Here is a 25,850-nt window from a genome sequence, read left to right as displayed (position 1 = left end):
CTTGTTAACCGAACTAAACGCAGCACCAATACCGACTGATGCTGTCGTAATCAAACCGAGTTGCTTTACGACTTCAATAGACGCGCTTTTCATTCCGTTAATGCTGTTTGTAGCTTTTCTCATTCCGCTTGAAAATCCCGCGTCATTTAATCGTAAAGCCGCCGTTAAATTGAACGCCATCTATTAACCCCCTTTCTTGCGTTCTTTTTCTTCGGAATCCAACTGAATCTCCATTGAGGCATACATAAACGCTCGATGTCGTTGTTCTTTTTTGTATACTTCATCCGGAGGTATGTGATGCCGTTGGAAAATAACGTGAAGCAGCCACGCTTCTCCACCGGCTTTAATTAGTTTTTTGCTTGTTTTACTTGTGTGTTGAAGTCATCAAAACCACTTACTTGCATGATCGAAGTAACTAGCTTATTAATCTCTCCTGGGAGAAGGGCTTTTTGAACACAATCTGCAGGGTCAGATGCGCCGTATTTTTCGAGTAATTTTTCATTCCCGAAATCTAAAACACACGCAGCATCGATAAGAAGTGCGTTTAACTTCAACTCGTCAACTTCTCCGCCAAACGTTGCACGCTCAGTCAAGCGCTTCAAGGTAGGAGTATCCAATGACTTTACCTCTAAATTGATCCCCAACCGTTTAATAGGTACCTGCTCTCGAACATCTAAATCTGCGCTTAATAAAGCTGCTAATGGATCCTTTTGTAAATTTGCCATCTATATAAACCTCCCAGGTAATTTTCGATAAATAAAAAGACGGGCGATTGGCCCGTCAATTATTTTTCTTTAATTTTGTCTAATAGGTCATAACCGCTAAAAGTAAAAGGAAGTTCTTCTTCAACGAGCTTCCCTACTTCGAAATTCCCTAAAGGGATTTTATCGAATTGCACACCTTTTAAACGTACGCGTTCCGCTCCGAAAGACTCAGGATCCGCCAATTTAAAAATCAACTCCGAAACGTAAGGTTTCCCTTTATCGCTACCTACAGACCCGATTAACTGAATAAAATCAGATGTAATTTTATAACCGCTCACAGTTCCAGTTCCGGTTAGTTTAGTTACTTTGTGACCTGTCCAGCGCGTTCCAGATCGGTTAACTTCTTCTTTATCGATTTCAACGTTCGCCTCCGCTTTCTGAACGTTTGTAAGCCATTTCCCTTCGTGCCACACTTCGCCAAAAGAACCGTTAATTGTGCGAGTTGCGTCTAATGCCATCTATTTTCACCGCCCTTAAACGTTAATAGTTAAGAAAATGCGTTCCATCGAATCGATCTCCGTGAAAGAAATCGCAAAGTAAACGGAGTCTCCCGTCGACTGATATTGCGGGTCTACTTCTACGGAAATATCCGTCAACACGTTCGCTTGTTCTAGCGTTTCGAGATACGCCTTGATTGCGCTGATTAACGCAGCCTGGCCGTCAGCATTGTTGTTAATGCGTCCAATGTACGTGTCATTCGCTGTCTTCGTCACATCGGTAAGAACCGCCTGGCGAGCGCGTTGTTTGCGAATCTTCGAAACGGAAGTCGTCAACCCTTGTTCAACTTTCACTTTTTCGCCATCGTGAACGAGTACTAGGGAACCCTTCGAAAGCGAAGTTTTGATTTGACCGTTTGTAAATCGCTTCGTTACGTCGTCAACTGGAGAAACTCGATACGTGATCGACTGGTTAATCGGTGTGCCCGCAATTAAACCGGCTACCCACGGTGCGTATTTTGCAGAAGTGTACGTATTGCCGTCGATCGTTACTCCGGTGATTAGATTGACGGCATAATCGTCAGCTAAACGTACTGACCGCGCATCACCTATCGACGGATCGTTGTCGTCTGCGGCTACTACGCATCCGAATACCGCCATAAAATGCTTTCCTTCGTCTCGATTCGTTTTGACCCACGCTAACGTATTGTCTTGTTCCGTTGCCGAAACTTCACCGTCATAAACAAAGACGTTGAACGGGCGCGTGTCGAATGCAGTTCTCATATCAACGTAATCCTGCGCAGCAGGCGTAGACGGCATCGTATAAACGAGTACTTCTTTAGCCCCGCCTTGCAATGCGAATTTTATCGATTGGATATTTGCAGATCCGAAAAGAGTTGCCGCATCCGTTTCGTTTTCAACCGTGTAGAACGTTTTAGCCGTAGCAGTTCCTCCGGTAGATGTTTTTAGAGGGATAGCGACAATACCCCGCTCGCCTCCGCTAATCTGATTTGCCGCTTTGCTTACGAAATTAGCGTACAAACCTGGACGAATTGGCAACTCGCTAGGATTCCAAGAACCTCCCGCCATTTCATTCACTCCTTATTTGATCGTCAAATTGACGTTCGTTATTTTTTCGTATGTTTCTTGGTCGCGTGCTTCGCGTGTTTCCGTTTGTAGCACGCCAATCACGTAATCAACACTGCTCGATGACTTGGCTGGCGTTCCAAAAGAAAAGCCCTTCACGCGCATGTAGCGTAAAGAGCCTCGAATTGGAATCGCTATTTTATCGTTTAAAAATAATCGGTTAAGCTCGTCGATTTTCGTAAGGACATCCATCGAACTTGAACCGAAATATATCAGCTGAAACTCGCGGTCATTTTTAAACGTTAGACGCGTCTCCGTTTCGCTGTTGTCGTATTGAACTCGTACAACGAACGTATTCGCAACGGGGGATGTCGGTACGTCTTGTCTTGCGATTGTTGAAGTCGGATACATCGACTTAATCACGTCGTATACCGAATTTAATTCGTTTACTAAAGACACCTCGTCACCACCCCTCGTTTTTTAACGCTGCGACAATTTCTTCCTCGATCCAACGTTGCCACTTCGTCTGATTTTCTTGCGCAGATTTATCGAGGTATTGCTTTTCTCCGTTCACGTTTTTACCGCCGGCGTCTTCTTCGTGAATGTAATATGCGTAGTTAAACCCGCGCTCTATTGCGGTCGAGTTAATTTCCGCCTTCAAGTTGATTCCCTTTCCAGTCACGCCTTCCGCGGTTATGCCTCGCCTTAACGTACCTTTATCGATTGGTGCAATGTTCCGCGCCTCTCGAACCCAGTCGTCAAGTGCGTCATGTAGTCCGCGTTTTGCCCCGCGCGCCGCTGCCTCGGGCGAACTCGCCATTAATCGCTTTAAACCCGATACGTCTAATTCAAATGATTTCGCCATTAGACTGACACCACCGTTAGAATCGGCTTACCGTTCAACCGCTTTATCTCGATCGTTAATGGCGGGTATCTTCGGGTTATGCCGAGTTCGTTCGTATACTCTAAAACGTCAGTCAAGCGTATGTCAGCGAGTTTATCAAAGTAAATCTGCGCACTAGAAACGGCTTCGGATGACGTCGTGCCTTGTACACCGGCTGAACCCGACATTGACCGAACTAGTTTAGTGCCTTCATTGATAGCGCATTTCATCGGGGTTCTTATTTCGGTTTTAGTGCCGTCCCACTCGTTGCCTTCCGTTCGAATGCGAGTAACCGTTTGTTTCATCGGAATTAAAGGCACGCTACATCACCGTCCATTTTAACGCGGTTAAAGAAACGTCAGGTAAGCCCGGGTTCGCTTCGTTAATTAGGTCGATTGCTGTTTGCGGTATCAGTTTCGCAAGGTCTTTCGGACCTGCGTCTTTAAACGTAAATGACGCAACGCCTTGTATTGACATTGACGCGACACCCTGGTAAGCCATGCGGTTTGTATCGTTAAACACCCACGCCAACTTTGCGCAAAACTCGTATACGGCATTATCCGGAATCACGACGCCTGGGAACTGTTTGGCGAGCGTATTTTTTGCGACATTTACTATTCGTGTTTTCTTCGCTTCATCCGCATCGTTCCAATCCTCAACGTCAATTACGTTTGCGTTAATGTACACGTTTGCGTCTGTAACGTTAACCATACGCTAACCTCCTTTATTTTGCGGAGGTCTTGCGTACTGGCTTTTTCGTTGCCTTTACGGGTTCCTCCGACTTTGATTCGTTTTCTTTCGGCTCATCAACACGAACAGCGTCAATAATACTGTTTAGAACTTCAATTTCTGCTGGGTCATCCGTTACATATCGGCCGCCACTAAACTTGCAGTGCCTACCTTTAACGTAAAACCCTAATTCAGGATATTGTGATTGATACTCCGCCATTTAAACACCACCTAAAAGAAAAGCCCGCAAAAAATGCGGGCGGGTTTTTATTTAATTATTAGGAAAGACCTTTAAGACGACCGTGAGCTTTTTCTTGGAGGAATTCAAGTGTATATTCTCCAACAACGATACCAGTTGTGTAGTCTCCTTTATCGCCCATGAATTTATGGAAGAACTCACGACCTACTAAAGGACGAATAGAAACACGGTTAGCATCAATAAGGAACAATTCATCTGCAGCAAGGTTGTTATTTAATGCAATTTCGAACTCTCCGAAGTCGTTTACTAACTTATCAACTACTTCACCGCGAGAATTCTCAGAACGGCTAATTTGGACTTTGTTTGTATCTAACTTAGAAAGATTACGTTTTTGCTTAGCACCAACGATAACCTTATAATCTCCGCCAGAAGCAAAACCTCCGGCTTGATAAATTGATTGCGCAAGATCATTAATAGCGTCCATAGTCAATGCTCCGCCGACATTTGTTACGTTAGTCTGGATAAATGAACGGATACCCTTCATCTGGCGAACTTGGCCGTTCTCATACGAGATACCGTTTATAAGCGCTTTTTCAAGTTGAAGCGCAAGCTCTAACTGCTTCTTTTGTTTTTCGTACTCATAAATGTCGTTAATACCGTATTGTTGGACCGCAGCAGCAGTTCCAGAAACTTCGATAGTGTCATCGAAAATTTGCGTTTTGTTAGATTTTGCAACACGCGCTTTGTAACGAGCGGCGCGAGCATCGTTACCCTCGATTCCTTCCACGAATTGTACTTCAATTTTAGCGCCATCAGCGATAGCAGCTGCAGTTGTTCCGGCATACCCGCGAGTAACAGTTAATGTTTTAGTGCCTGTATTGACTGCAGAAACGTAAAGAAGCTCGTCGCCAATTTTAACAACGTGACCAACACGGAAAGGTTCGGCGTCAGCAACCACTACAGATGTGTCTGTTGCTAATTTCGCTCCAACTACCGTACTTTCGTCTGCGTACATTTCGTCTTCAAACCATTGGTGGGTAGTTTGCGTAACCGCTTGACCGAACCCTAGTAAACTAATTAGTGGAGTCTGGTGAGGATTCAATAAAAGAATTTCATCGATTACTGATTGTTTTTTACCGATCATACTTGCATCATAAATTTTAGCCATATATTGTGGCCTCCCTTATTTTGTAATAAAAAAGACCCGCCTTTTTGCGAGTCATTGTTTAAGCTTGTAAATCACGTTTTAGTTGTGCATATGCGATTTTGTCTTCAACTCTTCCAGACTTCCTAGCGCGTTCAGCCGCTTCTTTCAATAGTTGTTCGGCGGTTTTATCGCTAGTGTCCGATTTTTGTTGCGTTGCGTCTCCAATTACTTTCGGCTCTTGTTTTGCCTTGCGCAATAGAAACGGTTTATTTTCAACCAGCGCTTTTACAACGTCTTCTACACCTTTGACGCCCTCATCATCGACTGTTACCGCGGATAAGTCGGCAAGTTTAAGTGCATCGTCAACGTATTCAACATTAAGCGCGGTGGCAACCTTAATAAATGCGTTCTCGATTTTCTCGCGTTGAATTCTAGCGTTTAATTCTTCGAGTTGTTTTGCGTAATCATTACGCTCCGCCTCAAATTTCTTCGCTAATTCTTCCGCACGTTCTTGCGCTGACAATTCGGCAAGACGTTTTTCTTCGAGCTGCTTTTCGTATTCTGACGCTTTCGTTTTCAGGTCGTCATAGTCTGCGAATTTTTCGAGTTTCTTGCGTTCGCGAGCAATACGGTCAGCTACGATTTTATCGAGTTCTTCTTGCGTGAACGTTCTAACTTCGGGTTTTTTATCCGGTTGTTCCTCAACCGTTGGTGTTTCGTTCACATCTGGATTTTCGTGTTCCGTGTTTTCTTCCGCAAAATACTGTAGATTTAATTTCATACGTACCTCCACGTTTAAAGTCCGCGTAGACTGTAGATTCCGTTTAGTTTAGCGTCTTAACGTTCGGACAAAGAAAAAGACCGTTGTTAATAACGGTCAGGGTTTCGTATTGGACTAACTGTATGTTTACACCGTGGGTGAAAAATATCTCGCGAGCCTAGTAAACTACCGATATACGGATAATCACCTGGCGCACTTTCGACTAGCTTTACGATTCTGCCTTCCCAATCGCGGCAGGCGTCTTTCGCTCCGTGCGAACTTATCACGCCGTAATAAGCACCGCGACTAGCGGCCTCGTTCGATGACGCCTCGATTGTCGTGCGCATCATTTTTGTACGAGTTACAGTGTCAACATAAACTTCCGGCTTCCAACGCCTACCTGCCGCGTCTATAATCCCGGTGTTAACCGCGTTCCCAAGTTTCTTTCGTAATCCTTCGAGTGTATCGTAATTAATCGTGCGTCGACCGTTAACTCCCTTCGCAAGGTTATTTCGCATTGCCTCCGAAACAACTTGGCGAATAGTCGCCTTAACCTTACGATCAACGTTTTGCGTTACAGCAAGTAAGTCAGCCTGTGTATCGGCGATTACCGCCTCGACCAACGCTTTATTTACACGATTAAACTTAACGATTTGTTGCGCTTCCGCTAACGTACTAACGACGCCTAGCGCGACAATGGCTTCGGCTACTCCGGTACGAACAGCTAACGGTATGTTTTCGGCAACCCATTTCGCTGATTCTTCGTTAAGTGACGTTAGTATGTCAGCGATAGACTTTAACGTTGCTTGCGCATTGGCTCGTGAATAATCCGTAATGTCAAAACGTTCAAGTTCCGCTAGGATTTCGGTGACTGCACGTTTATAAGTGCGAACAATTTCCTCTACTTGCTGATCGTAATTCGGCATTAGGCGTCACCACCATCGGCATTAACTGCCGGCTGATTAAACACGTTAGAATCAACGAATCCGTTCGTTGCCGTTTCGTCCTCTTCAATACGCGAAATGATTTCTTTCGCTTTTTCATCGTCGACTTCGTCCTGGCGTTTGATTGCACTTTGTACGTCAATCGTCGGCTTGCCCCCAGTACGAATTTGCATGATTTCCGCAAGTTCTTTTTCATTGGCCGGAATACCGTCTTTCCACGTGATTTTCGGGTAAACCGGTTCGTATTTTTCGAAACCGTCAACGCCGTCGTTCGCTTCGTTTTCGAGTAACTGCGCTGTCCATAGTGCGTCACGAATCGCGCGGTCAACGTGAACCCTAATTCGCTTCACTTTCGAAAGAATCGGCATAAAACGCGCTTTGATTGCGGCGCCGTCCGTATGTGACGTACCGGTTCCGCCCGAGTCCGGTGTGAGCGAAGTACCAAACAACCATTGCGGTGTTTCGGACATTTGGAAAACAAGTCCGAGCAACAAATCAAGTTCTTTAAACGCGGAATCTAGCTGCGCTTCCCACCCCATATAACCAGGCTGCTGTTCTTCTTTTGAAACTTCGATATAACGACCGCCTCCTAGCGAAACCTGCTTGTCACTAATCGGAGGCCCGTACATTATCGGGTCAGCGTGCTTCCAAAGGATGTAATCGATCTGCGTAATGCGGTCATTTATCGCGGTAAGTATCGATTCCAACTTTTCGAACATTGAAATGCCCCAAAACTCATCGTCCACCGTTTTGTACGGAACGTGATGAACAAGGAAGCGCGGAACGCCCGTTAGAACCACGTCTTCGTTACGCCCAGTTGCGACTTGCTCACCGATTTTAAACGTTTGAATCGGAACTTCCCACATGTTATCTACACCTGTTTCGTATAAACGAAAACGCTCGTAAATGATATAGCCGGGCAAATGACGTTCAACGTTAAGAAACGGAATTTCTTCCTTCAATCCTCGTGATAAAACCCACTCTACCCACGCAATATTAATCGCTTTACAACGCTTAGTAGATCCGTTTGAAAACTCCGGAAATACGTAGTCAGCCCGAACTGCTTCGATAATTGGCTCGGGTTTGACGTTAGCCGGCCGATAACCTTCGGGCACTTCCGAAAAGTCCTGCCGGTAGCCGTGGCGGACTTTAATCCACGCGTCACCGCGAAAACCCGACCCGATAACTATCTCATGAATCAACAGGTTAAGATCATTTTCCTCTACGATGGAATTAATTCGGCTTTGTTGCGTTGACTTATCCGGTAAACCCGATTCGTAAATCGGCGGCTCTCCGACCATTAAGTCGGCCGGTTTGGTGACGAGAATATCCATTAAGTTAACTGCAATATATAACTTTTCTAGCTGCTCTTTGTGTGGCGTTTCTTTTAGCACTTTCGTAGCGCGCTCGTAGACTTCGGCAAGTTTGCCGTCGAATATCTTACGCCCGCGTTGATACTTCGCCAGGCGTTCGAGATCTTCGGTAGGCGGGTAGCTTGCGCCTTCTTTAAATAACGGCAAAACGTCTCCTCCCTTCGCTTGTTAATACAACCATTCTGGTTTGTCTATTACTTTTGCAACTCTTTTTTTCGAAACACTCAACGCCATTTCAAGTGAGTCGATTAAATCATCATGCGAATTAGTGCCATACCGTTCGAACTGCTCCAATAATAAAACGTGTTTCTTCGTAAACTGCAATTTTCCACTCTCTATGTCAGGTAACATGGATTCGATACGTAACTCTTTCCTTGATCTTTGATGGATTTCCTTAACACGTCTCTGTGCCGGATAACCAGTGCCTTGTAGAGCCTCTTTAAGTTTGAAAACGAAAAATTCTTGCGCCGCTTGTGCTTCCGCAGCTATTCCGTCGGGCTGCCATTTAAGTGTGTAATCGCATATCACTTTTAAAAACTTATCGGGATGTATGCGTTCCCCATACGAATCTACGACATAACTAACACCGTTTTCTTTATGCTTCGCAATAACGGATATAGCTGAAAAGTCTCCGCGTTGTTTGCCCATTGCAAAGTCTACGCCCATGTATATTTCGTAGTTTTCGTGACTAAAGTCACCTATTACCTTACCGTCCCAATACGTAAATTTGTCTGGATTGAAAACCATCGATTCTTCGTCGACGGGGTTATTCATATACTCCGTGTTGAACGCTTTTGAACCATCATCCCACTTCTTAGTCATTAGCTTATACAACGGCTGAACGGAAGGCCACAGCACCTTCGAGCCTCGATCCATTTCCTCTTTGTTAGCAATATAAAAAAGCTCCGCATTTTGCGCAGCCTTTTTGTCTTCTCGGTTTTGATAAATTTCTCGGCATTGTTCCCATAAGTCCATCCGTTTTGGCCATTCGATAATAGCCTTATAGAGTTTCTTCTCGAAGTCAGAACGTCGATTCATTACGTCAATCAAAAGAGAATCATGATGTACTGTTGTTCCCATGAAAACTATTGCAGTTTTCTTTCCTTCTGGGTCACCTAACGGGATAACGACTTGGCGGAACCAATCTTTAAGTTCCTGGCGTAATTGTTCCGTATTTGTATTTCGTTTATCTTCTAGATCATCGCAAATAATAAGATCGGGCCGATGCCCGTTCCAGTTTCGTCCACGTAGCGCTTGACCTGACGACGCAGCCTGAACAAGAGTTAACTGGCGTTGTCTTCCGTCGCCGAGGTCTTCCCACGCAATAAATTCGGAATTATTATCACGGGGATTCGCTTGTTGTTTTGGGTGGAGCAATGGCCCGAAATCACGGCGTATTTTTTCGTTATGTTGCAACTGTGTTTTTACCCATCCTAAATTTTCGCTTGAAACTGTAGGTGTTTCCGAAATCATGATGATATACTTACGCTTCCGGTAACATATCTCGTGAATCGGAAACCCTTTCGACAGAAACGAAGACTTTGCGTGTGAACGAGGCGCCGCAACTGCAACCCGTTTATTGATTTCTTTCGTTGAAACTACGTTCATGATGTCGCATATTTCGTGATGGAACTGCGGAGCATGTTCTGTGATATTACTTAGGTTGTATGAATCAGGTACGTCAAAACTCGGTATCCAGTTACCGTTGTTATCCGGGTTACAGTTCTCTCCAAAGTAGTAGTACGCGAAAAATAATAAGTCTCTCTCGCCTCGGTCTATTGCCTTTAACCTTTCAAACTCATCAATGTACTTCTTTAAATCAACTTTTTCGTCAGGCATTAGTTTCTTTAAGTTTCTTACACGAGGAACGATATATTTACGTAGTTTTTCGATTTTATTTTGTCGACTATTTGCGTCGTACCACTTTCCGCTAATCCACGCCATTATATCGTCACCTCCGTTGACACTTCGTTTTTAATATCGTATAATGAATGTAACATAATGAGGGAGTGGTACATTGTGAATACCGTTCAGCCCATTCGAAATAAGCGTGATATTGACCGAATGAAAAAAGCGCTAGGAACCCCCCGTAACAAACTACTTTTCATATTCGGAATTAATTCATCGCTGCGGATCTCAGATATTTTAAAATTAAAAGTCGGTGACGTACGAAATAAAGCCGTACTGACTCTTCGCGAAACTAAAACTGGCAAGGCGAAAACGTTTCGTCTAAACCAATCGATCGTTAAGGCCGTGAAAGAATCGGTGTCTCCCGAAGTTTCTGACGAAGATTGGCTGTTTCCTTCTCGCAAAGGTAACGGGCCAATAAGTCGTGTCCAAGCGTACCGTATTCTAAACGCCGCCGCTAAGCGAGCCGGCTTGAATTTTGAAATAGGGACGCACACTCTTCGAAAAACATTTGCTTACCACGCGTATAAAGCCGGCGTTGATTTATCGTTATTACAATCGATTCTCAACCACTCAAGCCAACGCGAAACTTTAAGGTATATAGGAATTAACCAGGATCAGATGAACGAAGTTTACATGAATATCAATCTTTAGGCGCTCTGACGAGCGTCTTTTTCATTTACTTCGAACCTTTCGCGTTTACGGGGCAAAAATAAATCGCTGCAGTCACTGTATAACCATCGTCCGAGGCGAATAATGTCGTCTTTACCGGATACCCAGACGCGGTATGCTCCGCTGTTTTTTGCTAGCCGTCCGTTAAACTTATATTGATTAAAGTTTTCATGTAAATGATACGCAAATAATAACGACCCGCTAGTTACGTTCATTACGTAACCACGATCCTGAACCCAACCGTCACCATCGATTACGCCGCGAATAAAGTGATTTAAATAACGGTCAGGAACCATCGGGAATTCGACAGTTAGTGACTTCTTTTCCGTTAACCCTAGCCGTCGTAAGTCGTCAACCATTTCTTTTCGCGATATACTAAGCGCGTAAATAAACGATTTTCCGTTTTTGCGTTTCTTGATCGGAAAATTCGATTGCATTGCGCTATTGATTCGTTGTAAAATATCGATATCTTTCTGCGCAATACTAAATGTATTGCCGTTAATCGCGCCGTCAGTTAGAACGAACCCTAAAACGTAAGCCATTTCTGGTGACCACGTTTTGAAGAAATCGACGTTAATTGAATAGCCGTTTTGGCGTCTTTTTTCGTTTAGTTTTACGCCTTTTTCTCGAAGAACATTCGTGATATAGCGACTTGAAACGTCAGCTATTTTCGCGATTTCTTTCGTGCTTTTACGTTGGTTTACGTATAAATTAACGACTTCCTCTTTCGATATTTTCATATCGCCTACCTTTCGTAGTTCCTACCGTATTTGTTAAATTAAGCGACCCATAACGCGGTAGGTTCGTCTAACTTGCGGTAGCTAATCGCAAGCTGGGTCGCTTCTTAGTGACACGCAAAGACAAAAAAGACAACCGTCAGGCATGCGATTGTCTTCGTTCTACTTGCGTATTCAGTTCGCTTTATCAAACGTTATTTTTGGTGCGCGGATTTTTCGTTGGTCTGTTTCGGCGGTTTCGGACAGGAGGCTTGGGGGCTTCGTTGCCTGTCCGTGTTTTCATACATCGTTTTGCATAACGAATGTAACACAATTACGTTTTGTTACGTTTAACAATCGAATGAAACGTTGATACAACAACGATTGTTGATGTTTCATTATGTTCATACATTGAACAACGTTTATACATACGTAATATCAACGTTCATACAACGTACGAATACGTTATGCAATGTATAAGAACGTGCATAAACGTTGAAAAGTTTCGGGCGTGTCTCCGCCAGGACCCGCGTGATAAAAAGCCCGAGCGATAACAAAATTGGCTGTAAGCAAACAACTTAAAGAAATTCAAGAATTAACTAAACCATTAACTGCAATTAAATTATTTACTCCTTATAGATAAAGACGGCAAAATAAAAACACCTACTGTTTAGGCGCTAATTCTTTCGTTGATTTGGACGGCGGCAAGTACCCGTCTATTCTATCATCAACAAAATTATCCAACATAAACTCGTAAATACCCACTTCTTTGTCAGCCTGTATTGAGTTTTTCGGATAATAATTTTGTTTTATTGTCACTTTAAGCTTTAAAATTTTTAAGCATTTAATAAGTTTTTGGACTTCTATTTCATTATAGGCATTCATTTTTACATATGAATTTTTTAATAAATACATCAAAGCCCAGTGAGCTTGAGAATGACTTGTTTCATGAAAGGGGATTTCTGAGTATCTTACCTTTGCAAAGTTTTCTGTTGAAATAAATTGATTTTTCGCCACTACAAATCACTCCAATTCCAATTCTTAGTCCGCCGTCATTACCTATAAGCAACAAATAAAAAACACCACAAATAATGTCGTGTCAAAAAGGATTATGATATTTTATGTCGAAAACACAATTATGGAAGAAGTAGTAAACAAAGAGAAAAAGAAGAAAGGCGGAAAATTAATAGTAATTTCGCAAGATTAGATTTTGATTTTATGCCAAAAACAAAACAAGATACTGGTTTAGAAATATATTATGCGTCTCCGCCAGGACCCGCGTGTTCAACGTTTATGAAATATTATGAACCGTAATAAGTCCGCATCCTACTGTATTCCTACATTAATATATCGCGTTACTATTTGTCTGTTTCATGCTCGCCCTCTAACCGCTCACCAAACGATGCTATCTCGTCATCCAACGCATCATAATCGATGTCCCCGCTGTTCGCTTTCGTCTCTACCTCGTGCTTCTCTACCAGCATACCGTTAATCTGTAGCGCCAGCTTCGCCATCGCTGCGTTGCCATCCCGTATTGCTATCTCCGCTAATGAATCGATAAGCTCTGGTAACTTATCGCGGCTGTTACGAATCATTTGCGCTTTTAATTCGCGTTCAAACAACGGGTCCTTTAGCCAGTTATAAATACTTCTCTCCGTTACACCGCACAACTCCGCAATCTCTGCGATTGTCTTTCCGCCTTTTTTCGGTTGCGCTAACCAACTAATCGCGATAAGATGTTCGGCATTCAATCGTTTAATTGCCATTCTGACACCCTCCTTCCTTTACTGCGTTAATAAACGTTTTATTAAATACTTTAGCCCGAGGTTTCGATAGAAACCGAAGGGAATGTTTTAAAACATAAAAACATAGCCCGCCTTAACAGGCGAGCCAACAGTTAACTGACTAAATACTTATTGCGCGATAATGTACTAATAATATATTCACCGCGCCGAGGTTCGTTGTTAAACGGTACTTACAAAGTAAGAAATAATTTTAAACAAAAACGCCCGAATCCCTTGCGACAGTAAGGCGGAGCCCCGTTTTAGGGTGTATACGATTATATACACGGTGTATAGCATTATATACACGGATTCAGTCAGCCTTCGGGCCCTCCGAATACTTCACGTTAACAGGTAACTCTAACCCGTTCTTCGCGAAATGTTTTATTTGCGCCATGTCCTTCGCTACTCTCTTACCCTTCCACGCTATTGACGGATGTACGACGTAATGTTGTGCGTTCCCCTTCGAGCCTGACATCATCACTGCAACGATTCCTTTTTGCCGTAGTTCGCGTAATCCCTTCGCCATTAAGTCTTTGTTGAAGTCGGAAAGATCCGCTAACTCACGACCACTCAACGGCTCGCCCGTCTTCGGATTGACAACGAAATTCGAATTCCAATCGAGATAAGCCACGCATGACAAAAATGCACAGCGTGCGTCCTTCGATAACTTTTCGTGTGCCAGGACGTGTTGGATATTCGTGCGGTACAATTTAATGTGTTCCGGATTGCGACCGAGCGAACGTTCCTCGCCATATTCTTCCGTATAGTCGCGATCACCAACGAATACGAATTGATCCGCCTTGACCCATCGTTCCTCTAACGTGTACTCTTCGATAACTACTCCGTCGTCATCAATAAATTGACGTTTAACTTTTCCGTTGGTGTCTTCGTATATTCTTTCGCGTAAGTGTAATCGTTTTTCTTGCGACATCTAATAACCTCCAAAATAAAAGGCGAAAGACACTGTTACAGAAGTAACCCTTTGTATCTTTCACCCTTCCTGATACAAAATCTTGAAAAATATACCCTTTACTCGCGAATTTCTTCGAATAATCTCGTTAGATTCGCTTTTATTTCGTTTATTTCGTCTTCTGTTTCACGGAGCCTTTGTTCTAAGTCAACTAGGGTTCCCTCTTTCTCAGATTCCTTTTCCTCGATTTCTTCGGGGTCTAAGTAAGAACCACAAGGAACCTGTTTGTAAGTTCACCAGTAAAACTATTAATCTTTCGGTACTTAGGCGTAGCAAACTGGATATTTACGGCATCAATTTCCGTTAAAATGTCCGCCCTAATGGTTCGAAGTAAGTCGAGGTCGTAACGAAGGTCCTCGATCAACTCGAGTTTATTTCGAGAGAACGTACGTTTAACTGACCGTATTTTTGCTCGATTAAATTTAGCGTTAAGATGCGTAATCGCATACGTTTCATAAATATCCCTTTCTACCGAATCCCTAACGAAATAAATCGTTATGGACCGAATTAAATCGCAAAATACAGCCGAGTTTCCTTGACACGTAAGGTGTGACCGAAGGCGCTTCGATAACACCTTCGATTGTCCTACGTATAAACATTCGTTATCATCACCGTACAAAGCGTATACACCGCCAGGCTTTAGTTGTAGCAAATCATCATAATCTGATAACTCCCCTACTTTAAACGTAACAGTATCGGACGGAAGCGTAATCTCTATCGCCACCCTCTCGCCTCCAATTCTTCTTGCGAAAGTGTGTACGTAGTAACCGGTTGCTCTTTCGTAAATTCTCGATACTTACGATGTATTTCTTTATTACGTGATTTAGTAGCGTTCTCTATCGCTATCTGATCGTTATTCGTACGGTCCTTACGCTTTGGTAATGAATAGTCCTTTCTGGTAACATCGATTGCCCACGCTTTGTTTAACGACACCTCACCGGATCCCCCTTCGTTCTTACGTTGGTGTATACCGTCTTTCCTACGAGCTAATTGCGTTTCACTAAGGAACGGGTATTCGTTGTGTTTTACTTTCCACTGATCGGTATCCGTTAATTCTTCGTGTAAAACAGCGTCGGTCATTTTCTCAATTAATTCCTTATCATAAGGTCCTGGATACTCTTTAAATAGATCGTTCATTATCTCGATGCGAGTCTGCCTGTCACTTACATCTAGGCCATTCCAAGCGTTACCGCGCCTTACAGCCGTAATTATTTCGTTTGCCTCCGTCTCAAACTGCGTCTGATTCATCGATTTCCTCCTCTAAATAAACCGTACTAATACCACTGTATCCTTCATTCGACCACGCCCATTTTTCGTAAACTCTCGCTATTTTTACGTGTGCTAAATCGAGCAACCGTGCGATACGTTTTTGACTTACGCCCATCAACATCCCCGCCTCACTTTGCGTTAAGTCCTCGCCATAAACCCACCGCAAAGCCTCCGTTTCCCTAGCCGTCAGTTTCGCCCGTTCGATTGCCGTCGCAAGGTCTAACGTTATGTCTATCGCTGCGTAATCGCCGTTGTACGCCCGCCCGATCAACGCGTGCGTTTCGCGTAATAGCAACGACACGCCTAGCGGATTGTCTAACGCGATAAACTGCGCAGCAAGCCGGCGGTGTGCTGCGGACTTATCGTGGTTTGAAGTTCCGATATTATTCACGCTCCTTTTCGTAATATTCGCGTACTATCTCGTCTTGCCAATCGAAGTCAAACGTTGATCGCTCAACCGTTGTTCCGTCACTTCGTGTCCATACGACTTCTTCACCGGCCCCAAGCGTTAATTCGTTCCAGCGATATGGCCCATCGGAAAACGTTCGACTAGCATCGCGATAACCGTCGCAAGTGTCGTTACCGTGCGAAAAGAAAAACGATTCGTTGCCTTTTTCGATGCCGTGCCAAGACGGAATGTGCGGATACAAGTTTTCACGCATAAGATTACCGTCAGTAAAATCGTGGACCAATTCGTCAAGTTGCGTCAGTCCGTCGCCCCATTTGTTCGTACTACGGCCTTTGTCGTCCCATCCGATGTCCGTTACTTTCGCGAAGTATGCCGGTGTTTGACCCTCGTAAAACTTTGCGTCCTTGCACGTAATATCCTGATGCCCCTCGCGTCTGAAATTCGAGCTCCATCGTTTTGTTGCCGGTTCTATTAAACGAGCGTTAGGCGTAACCTTTCGCAAAATAAGAATCTGCGTTTCTATTGTTGTGCCAACGTGTTGAAACGTTTCACCGGGCAACGTAATCGTGGCTACTTGCCAGCACGTTTCGTACATTAATCTGCGTAATTTAGCTGCGTACTGTGCGTAATTCAAACCTTTCGGTAGAACAAACGCAATGTAACCGCCAGGCTTTACGGTCTTGATCGCGAGTTCAATGAACGCTACTTCCGATTTACCTCCGTAAACTCCCTTCTTTTTAGTTAACGTCCACTCGTCATCAGATTCGAAACTAACCGAAACGCCGTACGGAGGGTTTCCGATTACTAGGTCATAGTAATCTCGCCGCAGGTGTGTCAGCGCATCCCCTTCGATTATTTCCGTGCTAGGATACAATAGCGAAGTTACTTTTGCGCTTGTTTGGTCGAGTTCAAGCGCTGTAATTTCGGCGTCTTGTGGCGCATGTTCGAGAAAAACACCTGCCCCGACCGAAGGCTCTAAGATCTTCGCATTCTGCGGCAACTTCGGCTTGAGTATGTCCCATATAAATTTCGCAACATGAGTCGGTGTGAAAAACGCACCACCTGAGAAAGCGTTCGGTAATAACCCGCCTGCTGACGTGTAGTTTTGACGCAAAAACTCAACATCTTCTGCCGTTATTTGTTCGCGTGGCTTTGCGATAATTTCCATTGATTTAACGTTGCCTTCCCACCGTTTACGATCTGCTTTTCCTATAACCATCGCACCCTTTCGTTAAATTTGTTTTTATTTGTCGAATCATTTTCGTTTTATTTTTCGTGTTTTTTGCGTATAATGATAAATACCGATAAATAACGTTGGAGTCCGTTTCTTTATGGAAATCGAAATTTATCACGGATACGACCTCGTTTTAAGTCGTGAGTTCCTCGGTCATGTTTGGTACTTACATGCGTTTAATGATACGGTAAAGATTGCGCGAAAAGGCGATGTTAAGTTCGATTCGCGTTTATATCGTAGGCTTGACGCTACCCATTCGCGCTACTTCGAAATTTGGCGTTACGGCAAAGCGCAAAGCATAACCGTAGGACATTACGTATTTTCACACCGAGCGAACGGTTGGTACGTATTTAGAAAGGACGGTGAAGGAACGATGCCTTTAGTACCGATTTCTAGCGATCAATCCCGCAGTCGCGGTAAATATATAACGCTCGATAAGTTCGGACGCTTAATGCTATCGTCCGATTTGCGTAAGGAATTCAATATTAACGCAATGTATCCGTATTTACACGTTGCTTACGACGTTGAAAACCACCGTATCGGTATTCAGAAGCCGGACTTAGTGCGCAAGTCAGCTACGGGCATTGAACCGTTTAAGTTCGACAAACGCGGCTACACTTACGCACGAAATATCGTTGACAAGTCCGGGCTGCCGAAAAACCAAACGTTTAAGTTCGTTGATGCCGGACACGAGTTCGTTGAGGGCGAGCGTTGGCGATTGTTCGAATTGGTGCGTGACAAAAATTAACCCTCGCAGCGCTCGCAGTAGACCGTTAAGTTAATCGGTAACTCAACCCCGCATTCGATACAGCATTGCGGGGCTTCTTCGGGTTCAACCGTGTCGTCGTCGAATTGTAGTACGCGTAAGTCTTCGCCATCCGGCTCAAAACGTGCTAGTTCACGGAATTGGTACGTCACATCGTCACATCCCTTCGGCTTTAGATATGCCTAATTCCCGCATAATTACGTCAAATTTGCCGTACATTTCGTGTAATGTGCCGTCATTAACGATTTCGTAATCTACCGCAAAGCCATCGATATGCTGCTCGGTTTCATGTTCGAGGTCTTCCGGGTTGAACGCGTCGCCTGCCTGTCGCGCACGTTCTAGTCGGATTTCAAGCGGTGCGGTTACGCGAATAATCGTAAAGCCTTTTTGTCGCAAGACTTCGTACTCTCTCGGTTTCCTTAAATCCGTAATCATGACGCGGGATTCTCGGCAGCATCGACGTTCGATGTACGAATCTGCTTTTCGTAGAGTCGCATCAATCCAAACGTCTTTGGCGCCTTCTACGTCAAGTTTCGTGATCCCATCGATAACCTCTTGATAATATTTTCGAGGTTTGGGGCTTGACGGTAAATCCGGGAATAACTGATGTACTAATCGTTTACCTTCGTCTGCGAAAGCGAAAGGTTGGAAATCGTAGAACAATGTCGCGTATCCTGCCACCGTGTCTTTGCCGCTTCGGAGTTTACCGGTCAGGGCGAGTTTTAAAACCATACGTAATCCTCTCCTCTACAGAATTCCTCTTCGGTTAAGGATGAGTCCCTGTTTTGTGCCGTATGGAATGCGCGATGTGCTGCGTGTCCGTAAAAGATAAACAAATTACTAGGCTCGTTGTTCAAAGGGTTTCTATCTCGGTGATGAACTATCTCGTCTTCAGTAAGATATCTCCCTAGTAGTTTTTCACAAACCAATCGATGTTCAAAAACATAACCATTTGCGTCGCAGTAAGGATGTTCCGGCATTAGAAATTTCCGATAGCCTCTATTACCTTTTTCACTTACGCCGCCGCGATACCCAGGCGCATTCTCTCCGCGTTTAGTCCATTTCTGATAGTTTCCTTTCATTCCGTGATTCCATGTAGGCTTTCCTTTTGCTCGTTCTGATATATACTTACGTATGCTTTTTGTTATTTTGTTAGAGCCGTTTCGACGAGGAATATCAAATTTGTTCATATAGTATTGAATTGTCTTTTCAGATACTCCGCATAATTTACTAATCTGCATCATACTTAATTCTTCTATGGTATATTTATTGAACAACCATTCGCGATCTTTATAATCGCTTTTTACCTCCATTACTCCGCCTCCTTTACATCGATTAGTACCGCAACCATTCGGCGATACCCGTCTTTAGGGTTATGCCACGTTGATTTATCGTCCTGCCCCGCAAATCTGCGAATCTTTTTACCATTCGACCAAACATTTACTACGTTGATAACATCGAGTCCGGTTTCAGAAATCTTTTTCGTAATTTCACCCTTCGTCATCACTCCGCCTCCTTTATCGCTTGTTCGCGCTCACTCTGCAACCGTTCTGCTTCGACAATCAACGTAAACTTCACGTCTGTCGGCGCATCTGCCCGTAGGATTGCGAGTTGTAGCGGAGTAAGTTCGGATTCCAACCGCTGTTTGTCTAAGAACGCAATGTCATTCGTATTGGCTTCCGTTTGCTTTTCGAGTTCCGTTACTCTACGCGCAAGGTTCGCTACTAAATCGAGGACAGATTTCGGGTCGTCTGCACTGGCGTGCGGGCCTGGCGGTTCTTCGGTGGCGGTGTCGATTGGTTCGAGTACAACATACTCCTTTCGTTTAAGATAACCTTCTGTATTGTAGTCTGTTTTAGGCACTTCCCTAGAATATACACCGTTATGGTCTGTACCCGTAATTCGGAAAACGTCTCCGACCTTAAATTTTTCACATTCTGCAACTTCGACGAGAATAATCTTAACGAGATCCCCAATGTTAGCTTTTCGCTGGACTTCGCGATACAGCCGTCCTTCGTGCTCGATGACTGGTTCGCAGTCGTCATAACTTACAAAATGCTCATCGGTTGTCTCGTTCACTTTTACGAAACAGTCATTTACCATTTCTTTGGTCACTTCGAAAATTTCACCGATTCTGTCTGCGTACCAGTACGTTGGCATACTCGCCTTTGTAATACGAATCTTTTTAACGTCGCTCATTTTATCGCTCCCTTTTCGTTTTAGTCGTTTTTAACGCCAACGCTCCGCCTTCATAACGATCAGTTCCCGGTATAGACAGCGTGTGTTTCCCATTGCAGCGGAGTGTTTGCGTTGTTGTACTTAAACTTGCGCGAAAAACTGATCGGTCCACGGCTCGGCTTCAACGACTGCCTTCCGTAGTTCTTCCGCGAGTTGAGTGATTTCGTGCTGTGCTCCGTTGCCAGGCCGTCTTTTTTCATAAAAATCGAGCAAAGCCCGCAAGTTAGCCGTCATGACAAGGTTCGTGGCTGTGGCGTTTGGCAAGACCGCCCTGGCATCTTCGGCGGGTACGCCTGCTTTGCGAAGTTTATCGTAGGTAGACTGTGCTTCACGCATAAAGCTTTCGAACACCTCATATGCCTTGTAATTTATCCATTTACCGTCGTCAAACCATTGATAGTCCGGCACCTCGTTTTCCCCGATTTTTTCCGGCCTTACATAGTCGAATCCGCCACTCTTATCGTCACTTCCTAATTTGACGTACCGTTGACTCTGTACGCTAAAACTAAATCCGACCCGATGCCGTGTGAGTTGAGCCAACAGCGCACGACTGACGCCTTCTATCGCAAAGGTGAACGAAAGATGCTCGAGCGTGGACGTGTGGCCGCTGCGTACGATATGGCGAAACAATCGGTCAGCGTCCGTGCCTCCTTCGCCGTCTGTCGCTTGTGCGCCGAAATACTTTGCGCCTTCCTTTGCAACGATTTCCGTTGGGTTGTTTGCGCTGTAGCATGTGCGGATTGCGGTGAGAGCTACCGCTTGGCCGTCCGTTGGTTCTATTCGTTGTTCAAACGCCAAATTATCGAGAACCTGTCGGTAATTGTGAGTGACTTGCGTGTGTGCCAGTAAGGTAACGTTCATTTTGGTTTCCGCCATTTATTCGGCCTCCTTTACTTCGGTTACATTCGTCAACGTAAGCTCACCGATCTCCACTTTTAAGCCGTTTCTTACGAAACGCAACGATTCCTTTTCGGCTCGTTCGCGACTCTTATACGTCCGAATCGATGAATCACGCAGATATAAGTCGCCGTTTATGGTTACGATGAACAACTTTTCGATCATTCTGCGTTCACCTCGTACCCTTCTTTATCGCTTTTACCATCCTGCCGCGCATGGTTCTCCGCATTCTTTTCGCGATACACACGGTAAACATCTGCCGGCGTTAGCCCGACCTTTTGCGATAAACTAACGAGGAAGTGCCACATATCAATAACCTCGCCTTGCAACGCTTTACGATCGATTTCCTTCGGATTCTTCCACCATTTCCAATTGACTTCGCGTCTAATTTCATCTATTTCCGATTCCATTGCGAGTGTGATTCCGATAACCCATTCGTCTAGCCCTTTGTTAATACCGCGTTCCTCTATAATGCGTTTATCTAACGCGTACTGCATATCGAAAATGGCTTCGAGTCGGTCATCGTAATGGCTGGCGTCACCTGTTTTCGCTAGTTCACGAAATACTTCCGCGTGTTGTTCGCAAGTCTTTCGTATCTTTTCCTTTCGCCCGTCCTGTTCGTTAGCCCATCGCCATTGTTCTTCGTTTGAATACGTCATTTTATCGACTCCCTTTTAAAGTTTCGTCTAAACGTTTTATTATCGAGTCAAACCGTTGTCGGTAATCGTCTAGCTTTCGTTGACGAATGCGGTTGATTTCCTCCCACGTCTTTTCGTTTCAAGTTACCGCCTCCACACTTCCACGTGCCTCCAGTGCCTCGAACTCCGCAGCCATTTCGTGGTTACGCAAGATTTCTTCGACAACTTGAATCGCTGGGTGACGCACAACTTCTGCTAAATTGACGTGATCGAAGTATTCGTGTCTACCGGCTTCGTACAATCCGTTTAGCAATTGGTACAAACCGTTCCTTCGATGGTCACGCAGCTTCACGTTGTCAATTTGCGCAAAGTTTCCACAGAATATCATTTTCGTATTTTCGCCTAACCGAGTGGCTACACCGTGCATTGTTGCGACATCGAGATTTTGAACTTCATCAACGATGACGTATGATTGGTGAAACGTTCCGCCGCGCATCGTCTGAATCGGATCGAAGTAAATTTTCGATTTATCACCCGACATGAAATACGCGATCATTTGTTTTGCGCTGTCGCTCATGACTTCGAGATTGTCGAGGAACGGGCGGATAAACGGGTAAGTCTTTTCGTTAATGTCGCCAGGTAATGCGCCAACGTCCATTCCGAGCTGTGCTTGCAAACGGGTGTATACGAGTTTACGATACTTGCGTTCTTCTATCGTGTGTTCCAGTCCGACAGCTTGCGCGATTAACGATTTTCCTGTTCCGGCAGGACCCGTCAAGAATACGTATGGCTTATCGTTCATTAACACTTGCATCGCACGTTTTTGCGATTCATTGCGTGAAGTAATTCCGAAAAATGCCATATTATCGCTCCCTTTAGGCTAGTTTCGGGAAGGCCGCGCAAGCCCTCCCGTTTACTGCGATCATTTAATAGGACATTGTCCCCCGATACATTCGCCTACTACGTCTTCTATTTCGTCATCTTCCGCTTTTATCGCTCCGTCAACGACTTCCCACGGGCGAGCCTTGATTTTTGCGACCATCTGATCGTATTTTTCTTTTGCAATCTCTTCGTACGGCATTTGCGGGTAAGTATCGGTCGCGTGCGGTAATAGCGATGTCGATTTAATTACGCCTTTATAACGATCGAGTACATCCGTAATTTCTTCGATTACCGCGTCTTCGTCACGTTTATCGATTTTATATTCGGGTTGACCGAATTTATCGAGTAACATCGTTCCGTCTTCGAAATAAACCGGCTTCGGTTGCGCCTTCTTAAACGATAGAGTTGCGGATACCGCATTGTCGGACCAGTACGTAGCGAGTAGCGCTTGTAATGCCGCTTGTTCGCGAAGTGGCACGTCGCCGGCAGATTGGAAATTCGGATGTTCAGCGGTTGGCGCTTTAACCGGGAACTCTACGACAACCGTGTTGTAATCGTATTGGTAAGAGCCGTCTGCGTTCCAACCTTTAATTGCGGGCTCCATGTAATAACCGCATTCTTGTAAAACGGGTACTAACGGCGCATTAGCCGCCATTCTTACGCGACGAATCATGTAAGGCGCCCAGTGGTAATGTTGACCGGGCGATACGCCCATTAATAACGAAATGGTTCCCGAAGGTTTAACGGTGGTCACCTTTATCGAAGGATTAGCGTTAAGGTCTTTGGCTTGCGCAATATTCGTTTCTTTGACGTATTGGTACAGTTGATCGAGCGCAGTACAAACGTCAACGTTAAAGTATGGTGTTCCGTCAGGTGCGAAACCGGTTATCGCTTTTTCACCGAAATTCATGAGAACCCAATCGGTGATTCCCGTAATGCCAACGCCTAGCCTCCGGTGTCTGTACACAACGTCTCGCGTTACTGACCATTCGTACGGACGGAACGTCACGCGGTAAGCGTAACGAGCAGCTAGGTACGCCGCTTCTTCGTAAAGGGATGCCGGTTCGATCCCTTTTTCGATAAATTCGTGTATTCTCGGTAAATTAATTTCGAATAGATTGCACGGTGACCCGTTAGGTAACGTTATTTCTCCACCAAACTGTTAATCTCGTATTTCTACGAGTGTCGGACTATCGCATAACCTTTCGGTCCCGAATCGCTTAGTCTCTCACGCTGGCATTACCCTTGCGCCCTGTTGCCCTCGACTTTACGTTAGGGTTCCAAGTCAATCAGATTCGGTTTTAAATCCGCATGGCAACGTTAGCTTACGGATTAAACACTTCTACTTCGCCGTCGACGTCTTTTTGGAAGCCGTCTATGATACGCCCAAAGTTTCGCGATAATTCAACATTCACGTACCCAGGCTCACCGTTATAGTAGATATTGACGGCCATTCCGCGTAAGGTTTCACGGTCAGTATCTACGCCGATGTCTACGCTATTATTCGAAGCCCAACGCCACTGCGACGCCTCGGTATTCTGCGGTAGCGAATAATTCTTCGATTCTACGAATTCCTTGTCGTCTTGGTCACCGATTAAAATTAACGCAGTCCTGCGCACATTTCCGGCCACAACGCAAGTACCGATCAATTGAATAACATCGCCCCATTCGGTAGGAGTCACGTAATCTCCGACTCTACGATTAAGAATTGCGTTAACTTTCGTCAACATTTCGACTAACGGCGCTGGTCCTGATGCGACACCGCCGAAACCTTTAATATCGGAGCCACGTGGACGAATGTCGGAAATATCGATAACTAATTCGGTCTGCCCTTCGTAATGTGCGTCGATTACTTTTCCGAGCGCTTCCGCCCAGCCTTCGCGCGAATCGGGAACTACGTAAGCACGATCAAGTTCCGCCGACTGTTGTCCTGTTAAGTCGACCGTTTTCTTTCTGACTCCGGACTTTAGTTCTAAGAGTTCGTCAATATCACCGTGACGACCATCTACATAGAATTTTAAGCTTAGACGGTTGTTAACCTTCGGTATCTTCTTGACATACTTGCGTTGAACATTGACGCCAACCCCGCCGCCCTTCATCGCCTGATCGAACGTAAACACTGGCGCAAAACTCACTTTCGGCATACCGTCGCCTAATACGTATTCTTGCGGTCGCATCGATACGCCCCAGCAATTGTTTTCGGCATCCCCGACCTTTTCCGCGTAAGGTGTTCCGGACATCCATAATCCACGGCCAGGCGGTGTTAGTACGAGATTAAACGCAAGGTGATAAAACCGTTCCATTTCTTCGTTTAGTTGCTTCACGCGATCATCAGTTAGTTTTCCGATTTCTTCGAGTCGTTTCGCTTCAATTCGGAAATTACCCTCGGTAAATCTTCGAACGGTTTCCGACCAGTTTTCGAGCGTGCCGTCTTCTTTTTTACGCGCATAGGTTCGTAGATAAATAATGTAACCGAGTCCTCCGAATCCCCATTTCGGTTGCTTGCCGTTATATTGCGATAGGAATTTTTCTGATAATTTGACGTTGCTTATTTTCGTCAATCAACATCGCTCCCTTTTCGTTGTTCTTCGAGTTCCTTAACTGCCGATTTCCATTCGTCAACTTTACGTTTAGCTTCCGCAAGTTGCGCCTCGACCGCGTTAAGGCGACGGAGCGCCATTTTGCGGTCGTATTCGAGGCCTGCGACTTGCTCTTCGTAACCTTCTACGATTCGGTTGGCGCGAACCCAACGGGCAAAGTCGTAATCGAATTCGGTCATTATTTACCACCAAACGCGTCAAGTATTTCTTTAATTGCGTAGTATTCCGGGTTTATCAATTCGCCGATTCCGAAATATAGAGATATAATCGCGAGTGCAAATGCTACTAATCCGATAAACAATACGAATGGCGCGTAACTTTCAAACTCGAATGCCTCATCCGAGGTAGTTAACCATTTAGATAGTCGCACTAATCCGTATGTGACCGCTCCTAAAACTAACGCGAGAATTATATCTCTTATTCCGCTAACAATCGCATGTTTAACTAATATATCGTAAACATGTTCGGCAGCTACGCCGAGTTTCGAGGCAATAGCATCGATGTATTCCGTCGCTTTATCAACAAGTTTATCGTTCATTATCCGA

At 44.7% G+C, this 25,850-nt stretch carries 36 protein-coding genes; 2 read left to right on the top strand and 34 right to left on the bottom strand.

Annotated features, from left to right (window positions below):
* The 14 genes from WD019_RS02530 to terL all read right to left on the bottom strand — a co-directional run.
* The coding region (locus tag WD019_RS02530; RefSeq protein ID WP_425710553.1) for a hypothetical protein at positions 1-180 on the bottom strand (180 nt) is incomplete at its 3' end.
* Positions 181-347: 167 nt separating this feature from the next.
* On the bottom strand, positions 348-725 hold the full coding sequence (locus tag WD019_RS02525; protein ID WP_425710552.1) for a phage tail assembly chaperone: 378 nt from the start codon (positions 723-725) through the stop codon (positions 348-350).
* 59 nt (positions 726-784) lie between these two features.
* On the bottom strand, positions 785-1,222 hold the full coding sequence (locus WD019_RS02520) for a phage tail tube protein (protein ID WP_425710551.1): 438 nt from the start codon (positions 1,220-1,222) through the stop codon (positions 785-787).
* Between the two features lie 15 nt (positions 1,223-1,237).
* On the bottom strand, positions 1,238-2,290 hold the full coding sequence (locus WD019_RS02515) for a phage tail sheath subtilisin-like domain-containing protein (RefSeq protein ID WP_425710550.1): 1,053 nt from the start codon (positions 2,288-2,290) through the stop codon (positions 1,238-1,240).
* 12 nt (positions 2,291-2,302) lie between these two features.
* Positions 2,303-2,746 (bottom strand): hypothetical protein, encoded by a 444-nt coding sequence (locus WD019_RS02510; protein WP_425710549.1) that lies wholly within the window; start codon positions 2,744-2,746, stop codon positions 2,303-2,305.
* Positions 2,747-2,750: 4 nt separating this feature from the next.
* Positions 2,751-3,152, bottom strand: a complete 402-nt coding sequence (locus WD019_RS02505) for an HK97 gp10 family phage protein (RefSeq protein WP_425710548.1) — start codon at positions 3,150-3,152, stop codon at positions 2,751-2,753.
* Positions 3,152-3,490 carry a hypothetical protein gene (locus WD019_RS02500; RefSeq protein ID WP_425710547.1) on the bottom strand — a complete coding sequence of 113 codons (339 nt, stop codon included), beginning with the start codon at positions 3,488-3,490 and terminating at the stop codon, positions 3,152-3,154. Before WD019_RS02500 ends, WD019_RS02505 begins: the two co-directional genes overlap by 1 nt.
* Before the next feature lies 1 nt (position 3,491).
* Complete coding sequence (locus WD019_RS02495) at positions 3,492-3,881, bottom strand: hypothetical protein (RefSeq protein WP_425710546.1); 390 nt, start codon at positions 3,879-3,881, stop codon at positions 3,492-3,494.
* Positions 3,882-3,894: 13 nt separating this feature from the next.
* Positions 3,895-4,119: a hypothetical protein gene (locus WD019_RS02490; protein WP_425710545.1), complete on the bottom strand. Its 225-nt coding sequence runs from the start codon at positions 4,117-4,119 to the stop codon at positions 3,895-3,897.
* Between the two features lie 58 nt (positions 4,120-4,177).
* Positions 4,178-5,266: an SU10 major capsid protein gene (locus tag WD019_RS02485; RefSeq protein WP_425710544.1), complete on the bottom strand. Its 1,089-nt coding sequence runs from the start codon at positions 5,264-5,266 to the stop codon at positions 4,178-4,180.
* A gap of 58 nt (positions 5,267-5,324) precedes the next feature.
* Entirely contained in the window at positions 5,325-6,026 is a 702-nt protein-coding gene (locus WD019_RS02480) for a hypothetical protein (protein WP_425710543.1), read from the bottom strand.
* Between the two features lie 86 nt (positions 6,027-6,112).
* Complete coding sequence (locus WD019_RS02475) at positions 6,113-6,931, bottom strand: phage minor capsid protein (RefSeq protein WP_425710542.1); 819 nt, start codon at positions 6,929-6,931, stop codon at positions 6,113-6,115.
* Entirely contained in the window at positions 6,931-8,469 is a 1,539-nt protein-coding gene (locus WD019_RS02470; RefSeq protein WP_425710541.1) for a portal protein, read from the bottom strand. Before WD019_RS02470 ends, WD019_RS02475 begins: the two co-directional genes overlap by 1 nt.
* A 21-nt stretch (positions 8,470-8,490) precedes the next feature.
* Positions 8,491-10,266: a phage terminase large subunit gene (gene terL, locus WD019_RS02465; RefSeq protein WP_425710540.1), complete on the bottom strand. Its 1,776-nt coding sequence runs from the start codon at positions 10,264-10,266 to the stop codon at positions 8,491-8,493.
* Between the two features lie 72 nt (positions 10,267-10,338).
* On the opposite strand from terL, the gene WD019_RS02460 reads away from it, so the two are divergent.
* Positions 10,339-10,884, top strand: coding sequence for a site-specific integrase (locus tag WD019_RS02460; RefSeq protein ID WP_425710558.1), 546 nt, complete (start codon positions 10,339-10,341; stop codon positions 10,882-10,884).
* Here the strand turns inward: WD019_RS02460 and WD019_RS02455 are convergent.
* The 8 genes from WD019_RS02455 to WD019_RS02420 all read right to left on the bottom strand — a co-directional run bounded on the left by WD019_RS02455 (position 10,881) and on the right by WD019_RS02420 (position 17,269).
* Entirely contained in the window at positions 10,881-11,642 is a 762-nt protein-coding gene (locus tag WD019_RS02455) for an LAGLIDADG family homing endonuclease (RefSeq protein WP_425710539.1), read from the bottom strand. The two genes, WD019_RS02460 and WD019_RS02455, sit on opposite strands and share 4 nt — an antisense overlap.
* Positions 11,643-12,281: 639 nt before the next feature.
* Positions 12,282-12,635 (bottom strand): hypothetical protein, encoded by a 354-nt coding sequence (locus WD019_RS02450; RefSeq protein ID WP_425710538.1) that lies wholly within the window; start codon positions 12,633-12,635, stop codon positions 12,282-12,284.
* A 341-nt stretch (positions 12,636-12,976) separates the two neighbouring features.
* Complete coding sequence (locus tag WD019_RS02445) at positions 12,977-13,384, bottom strand: phBC6A51 family helix-turn-helix protein (protein ID WP_425710537.1); 408 nt, start codon at positions 13,382-13,384, stop codon at positions 12,977-12,979.
* A 328-nt stretch (positions 13,385-13,712) separates the two neighbouring features.
* Positions 13,713-14,333 (bottom strand): hypothetical protein, encoded by a 621-nt coding sequence (locus tag WD019_RS02440; protein WP_425710536.1) that lies wholly within the window; start codon positions 14,331-14,333, stop codon positions 13,713-13,715.
* 238 nt (positions 14,334-14,571) lie between these two features.
* Complete coding sequence (locus tag WD019_RS02435) at positions 14,572-15,096, bottom strand: GIY-YIG nuclease family protein (protein ID WP_425710535.1); 525 nt, start codon at positions 15,094-15,096, stop codon at positions 14,572-14,574.
* Positions 15,087-15,620 (bottom strand): hypothetical protein, encoded by a 534-nt coding sequence (locus WD019_RS02430; protein ID WP_425710534.1) that lies wholly within the window; start codon positions 15,618-15,620, stop codon positions 15,087-15,089. The genes WD019_RS02435 and WD019_RS02430 overlap by 10 nt, the downstream gene beginning before the upstream one ends.
* The gene (locus tag WD019_RS02425; protein WP_425710533.1) at positions 15,601-16,032 is read right to left on the bottom strand and encodes a sigma factor-like helix-turn-helix DNA-binding protein; all 432 of its coding nucleotides are present in this window, start codon (positions 16,030-16,032) and stop codon (positions 15,601-15,603) included. The genes WD019_RS02430 and WD019_RS02425 overlap by 20 nt, the downstream gene beginning before the upstream one ends.
* Positions 16,025-17,269 carry an HsdM family class I SAM-dependent methyltransferase gene (locus WD019_RS02420; RefSeq protein ID WP_425710532.1) on the bottom strand — a complete coding sequence of 415 codons (1,245 nt, stop codon included), beginning with the start codon at positions 17,267-17,269 and terminating at the stop codon, positions 16,025-16,027. Before WD019_RS02420 ends, WD019_RS02425 begins: the two co-directional genes overlap by 8 nt.
* Positions 17,270-17,657: 388 nt before the next feature.
* Between WD019_RS02420 and WD019_RS02415 the strand changes: the two genes are divergently transcribed.
* The gene (locus WD019_RS02415; protein WP_425710531.1) at positions 17,658-18,032 is read left to right on the top strand and encodes a hypothetical protein; all 375 of its coding nucleotides are present in this window, start codon (positions 17,658-17,660) and stop codon (positions 18,030-18,032) included.
* Positions 18,033-18,206: 174 nt separating this feature from the next.
* On the opposite strand, the gene WD019_RS02410 is transcribed toward WD019_RS02415, so the two are convergent.
* The 12 genes from WD019_RS02410 to WD019_RS02355 form a co-directional block, all read right to left on the bottom strand.
* Positions 18,207-18,731 carry a dephospho-CoA kinase gene (locus WD019_RS02410; RefSeq protein WP_425710530.1) on the bottom strand — a complete coding sequence of 175 codons (525 nt, stop codon included), beginning with the start codon at positions 18,729-18,731 and terminating at the stop codon, positions 18,207-18,209.
* 41 nt (positions 18,732-18,772) lie between these two features.
* Positions 18,773-19,363: an HNH endonuclease gene (locus WD019_RS02405; RefSeq protein ID WP_425710529.1), complete on the bottom strand. Its 591-nt coding sequence runs from the start codon at positions 19,361-19,363 to the stop codon at positions 18,773-18,775.
* On the bottom strand, positions 19,363-19,554 hold the full coding sequence (locus WD019_RS02400; protein WP_425710528.1) for a hypothetical protein: 192 nt from the start codon (positions 19,552-19,554) through the stop codon (positions 19,363-19,365). The genes WD019_RS02405 and WD019_RS02400 overlap by 1 nt, the downstream gene beginning before the upstream one ends.
* Positions 19,554-20,249 (bottom strand): hypothetical protein, encoded by a 696-nt coding sequence (locus WD019_RS02395; RefSeq protein ID WP_425710527.1) that lies wholly within the window; start codon positions 20,247-20,249, stop codon positions 19,554-19,556. Before WD019_RS02395 ends, WD019_RS02400 begins: the two co-directional genes overlap by 1 nt.
* A gap of 120 nt (positions 20,250-20,369) precedes the next feature.
* Positions 20,370-21,164 carry an FAD-dependent thymidylate synthase gene (thyX, locus tag WD019_RS02390; RefSeq protein ID WP_425710526.1) on the bottom strand — a complete coding sequence of 265 codons (795 nt, stop codon included), beginning with the start codon at positions 21,162-21,164 and terminating at the stop codon, positions 20,370-20,372.
* Positions 21,165-21,350, bottom strand: coding sequence for a hypothetical protein (locus WD019_RS02385; RefSeq protein ID WP_425710525.1), 186 nt, complete (start codon positions 21,348-21,350; stop codon positions 21,165-21,167).
* Positions 21,347-21,844 carry a dUTPase gene (locus tag WD019_RS02380; RefSeq protein ID WP_425710524.1) on the bottom strand — a complete coding sequence of 166 codons (498 nt, stop codon included), beginning with the start codon at positions 21,842-21,844 and terminating at the stop codon, positions 21,347-21,349. The genes WD019_RS02385 and WD019_RS02380 overlap by 4 nt, the downstream gene beginning before the upstream one ends.
* Before the next feature lie 118 nt (positions 21,845-21,962).
* On the bottom strand, positions 21,963-22,685 hold the full coding sequence (locus tag WD019_RS02375) for a PhoH family protein (protein WP_425710523.1): 723 nt from the start codon (positions 22,683-22,685) through the stop codon (positions 21,963-21,965).
* A 60-nt stretch (positions 22,686-22,745) separates the two neighbouring features.
* A complete protein-coding gene (locus tag WD019_RS02370; protein ID WP_425710522.1) occupies positions 22,746-23,672 on the bottom strand; it encodes a hypothetical protein in 927 nt (308 codons plus the stop codon).
* Positions 23,673-24,030: 358 nt separating this feature from the next.
* Entirely contained in the window at positions 24,031-25,266 is a 1,236-nt protein-coding gene (locus WD019_RS02365) for a hypothetical protein (RefSeq protein ID WP_425710521.1), read from the bottom strand.
* Positions 25,263-25,484: a hypothetical protein gene (locus WD019_RS02360; RefSeq protein WP_425710520.1), complete on the bottom strand. Its 222-nt coding sequence runs from the start codon at positions 25,482-25,484 to the stop codon at positions 25,263-25,265. The genes WD019_RS02365 and WD019_RS02360 overlap by 4 nt, the downstream gene beginning before the upstream one ends.
* Positions 25,484-25,843, bottom strand: coding sequence for a hypothetical protein (locus WD019_RS02355; RefSeq protein ID WP_425710519.1), 360 nt, complete (start codon positions 25,841-25,843; stop codon positions 25,484-25,486). The genes WD019_RS02360 and WD019_RS02355 overlap by 1 nt, the downstream gene beginning before the upstream one ends.
* Positions 25,844-25,850: the final 7 nt, after the last annotated feature.

This window comes from Fictibacillus sp. Mic-4 (assembly GCF_049843615.1).
Classification (GTDB): domain Bacteria; phylum Bacillota; class Bacilli; order Bacillales; family Fictibacillaceae; genus Fictibacillus_A; species Fictibacillus_A gelatini.
Note: the sequence above shows the minus strand (reverse complement) of the source record. Positions and strands in the feature narration are given on the sequence as shown.